Raw genomic sequence first — 2,761 nt, forward strand, 5'->3', positions numbered from 1 at the left:
CCGCGATCTGATCCTGCGGCTGGTCGCCGGGCACGAGGCGCTGATTACCGTTGAAGAAGGCGCAATCGGCGGTTTTGGCAGCCATGTCGCACAGCTTCTGGCCGAAGAAGGCATTTTCGATCGCGGCTACCGCTTCCGCAGCATGGTGCTGCCCGACACCTTCATCGACCATTCCTCGCCCGAAGATATGTATACCTCTGCCGCCATGAACGCCCCGCAGATCGAGGCAAAGGTGCTAGAGGTGCTGGGCGTCAAGGTGGCACGGCGCGCCTAGGCTTATGCCCGCGCCCAGTCGAGTGCGGCATCCTTAGCAAAGGGCAAATCGCAGCCGAACTCGCCGCAAAATGCGGCCCAGGCTTCGGTGTTGTTCTGGTGCAAACCGGTCAGCACCGGAATCCCCGCCGCAAGCGCGTGGGCGATCAGGTCACGAAAGCCGCCCCCTTCGATTTCGCCGCGGCCAAATCGGCTTAGCACCAAAAGGTCCGGCGTTTGCGCCAGATCAGCTTCAAGCGCCTTTGCGCATTTGGCTAGTTCGCCAAGGTGCAGCCGACAGCCTTCTGAATCGCGCCCAAGGTTTTGCGAGATGCAAAACACCTCGCTTGTCGCAAGCGAGGTAAGGTTCATCGCCGCACAATCGCAATCGCCATCGGTTTCGCCGCGCGATTGGATGACACCGGCTAGCCGCCAGCCCGCCTCCGCCAGTTCGGCGGCAATCGCGGCCAGTAGCGTGTCGATATCTTCAGCTTCAAAGCGAACAGCCGCCAGCGGGGTGCGGGTCATGCTGAACCGCCATCGCAAAAGGGTTGCCAGAATAGCGTATCGCCGTGCGAAACACGCTCTGTCGTTGCTGGAATGAGGGCAAGCCCATCCGCCTCGGCCAGCGGAAACAGTGTCGCCGAAGCACTATTGCCAAGGCGTTCAAGAACGGGCGTGCCGCTATCGTCGTGCCCTGCAAGATGCACGGGAAACACCTCTGCGCGGTCTGGTTTTCGGTGCCATTCAAAGCCCGCGCGCGCCGGGGTTGCCGCGAACTTTGGCGCGGTGCCCCCGGCAAGCCGCGCAATCTGCGGTGCCACAAATAGGTGAAAGCCGACAAAAGAGGCAAAGGGGTTGCCCGGCAGGCCGGTAATCGCACTCGCGCCAATCCGCCCAAAGGCGACCGGCTTTCCGGGCTTGATCGCCACGCGCCAGCCATCAAGCCGCCCGCCTGCGGCAATCAGCGCCGGTCGCACATGGTCGCGCCCCCCCACCGACACCGCGCCCGAGGTCAGCACCAGATCGAACCTGTCGGCAAGGCCCTCGAATGCGCGCGTGGTTGCGGCAAGATCATCGGGCAAAATGCCAAGGTCACTCGCTTCTGCCCCAGCGGCGCGCGCAAGTGCCAGCAACATGGGGCGATTGGCGTCATGGATGGCACCGGGGCCACGGGTGCCCTTGGCAAGCTCGTCGCCCGTCGAAAACACCCCAACGCGGGGCCTTCGCGCGACCGAAACATTCTCGATCCCGTTGGCGGCAAGCAAACCGATGTGCCGCGCGCCAATCCGCTGACCGGGTGCCAGCAACCTTGCGCCAAGCGGCTGGTCACTGCCCGCAAGGCGAATATTGGCGCCGGGCTTCGGTGCGCGGTCAAACCGCACGGTTTCGCCAGTTTCGGTGCAATGCTCGCTCATCGCGATGGCATCGGCACCCGCAGGCAGCGGCGCGCCGGTAAAGATGCGCGCGGCGGTGCCGGGTGCCAGCTCGGACGGCGCAGAACCCGCCGCAGCCGTGGCGGAAATGGGCAGCCTATCGCCACCCGCCAGATCCGCCAGCCGCAGGGCAAAGCCGTCCATCGCAGAATTATCGAAAAAGGGCATCGCGGCGGGGGCAACAACCGCCTTCGCGCAAAACCGCCCCAGCGCCTCGGCCAAGTTTACGGTTTCGACCGCGCCAATCGGTGCCACGCTATCCAGCGCAATTGCGATTGCAGCCTCCAGCGGCATCATCCCGCCGTGCGCCGCCTCGCGCTCTTCGCCATTTGCAGGACTGATGCTCGACATCGCGGTCTCCTTCGCAGCAACGGATGACCGGACCTTACCGGCCGCCCGCAGCTTACTGCGCCAAGGCGACGTGAACCATACCAAAGCACCGAAGGAATGGCTTCGGCAAAGGCGCAGCGGCCGCTAAAACGCTGAAAACGCGCCCTTCACGCCCCAGGCGGCGCTGATTGCAGCGCCGCCTGGGTATTGGCCACCCGCGCCGATCAGATATCCAGATTTTCCACGTTCAGCGCGTTTTGCTGGATGAACTCGCGCCGCGGTTCGACCACGTCGCCCATCAGCTTGGTGAAAATGTCGTCTGCCTCGGCCAGATCGTCGATCTTCACCTGCAACAGCGTGCGCGCTACGGGGTCAAGCGTGGTTTCCCACAGCTGTTCGGGGTTCATTTCGCCCAAGCCTTTGTAGCGTTGCAGGCTCAGCCCCTTTTCGCCCTCGGCCAAGATCGCCGACAACAGCTCCAGCGGCCCGTTGATGACCTGCTCGCGGTCCTTGCGGATCAACCGCGCGGGTGCGCCATAAACATCGTGGAGCGATTGCGTATGCGTCCCCAGCCTGCGCGCCTCGCCAGAGCGTAGCACCGCCCCGTCAAGCGTGCGCACCTCTTCCACGCCGCGCAGAATCCGGGCAAAGCGCAACCCGTGGTCTTGCGTGGGTCGCCCTTGCCAGCCACGCTCATATTCCACCGCAACAAGGTCCAGCCGCGCTGCAACCGCATTGGCCAC

General features: G+C 64.1%; 3 protein-coding genes and 1 pseudogene. 1 reads left to right on the top strand and 3 read right to left on the bottom strand.

What is annotated here, in order from left to right; translation table 11 throughout:
• Positions 1-274, top strand: a 274-nt coding sequence (locus ABY403_RS15300; protein WP_372841681.1) for a transketolase C-terminal domain-containing protein, incomplete at its 5' end; no start/stop codon positions are given.
• Positions 275-276: 2 nt separating this feature from the next.
• On the opposite strand, the gene ABY403_RS15305 is transcribed toward ABY403_RS15300, so the two are convergent.
• From ABY403_RS15305 to ABY403_RS15315, 3 genes and pseudogenes are all read right to left on the bottom strand, one after another.
• Entirely contained in the window at positions 277-780 is a 504-nt protein-coding gene (locus tag ABY403_RS15305; RefSeq protein WP_372841682.1) for a DUF2478 domain-containing protein, read from the bottom strand.
• Positions 777-2,039 (bottom strand): gephyrin-like molybdotransferase Glp, encoded by a 1,263-nt coding sequence (gene glp, locus ABY403_RS15310; RefSeq protein ID WP_372841683.1) that lies wholly within the window; start codon positions 2,037-2,039, stop codon positions 777-779. Before glp ends, ABY403_RS15305 begins: the two co-directional genes overlap by 4 nt.
• A gap of 203 nt (positions 2,040-2,242) precedes the next feature.
• Positions 2,243-2,761, bottom strand: a pseudogene (locus ABY403_RS15315) (DNA gyrase subunit B); the annotation flags it as partial.

Origin of the sequence: Phaeovulum sp. (assembly GCF_041596715.1) — a bacterium.
Lineage (GTDB): Bacteria > Pseudomonadota > Alphaproteobacteria > Rhodobacterales > Rhodobacteraceae > UBA6213.

Bases quoted from the DNA above. Each gene is read 5' to 3' on its own strand.
- ABY403_RS15305 (WP_372841682.1), bottom strand. From the start codon at position 780: ATGACCCGCACCCCGCTGGCGGCTGTTCGCTTTGAAGCTGAAGATATC.
- glp (WP_372841683.1), bottom strand. From the start codon at position 2,039: ATGTCGAGCATCAGTCCTGCAAATGGCGAAGAGCGCGAGGCGGCGCAC.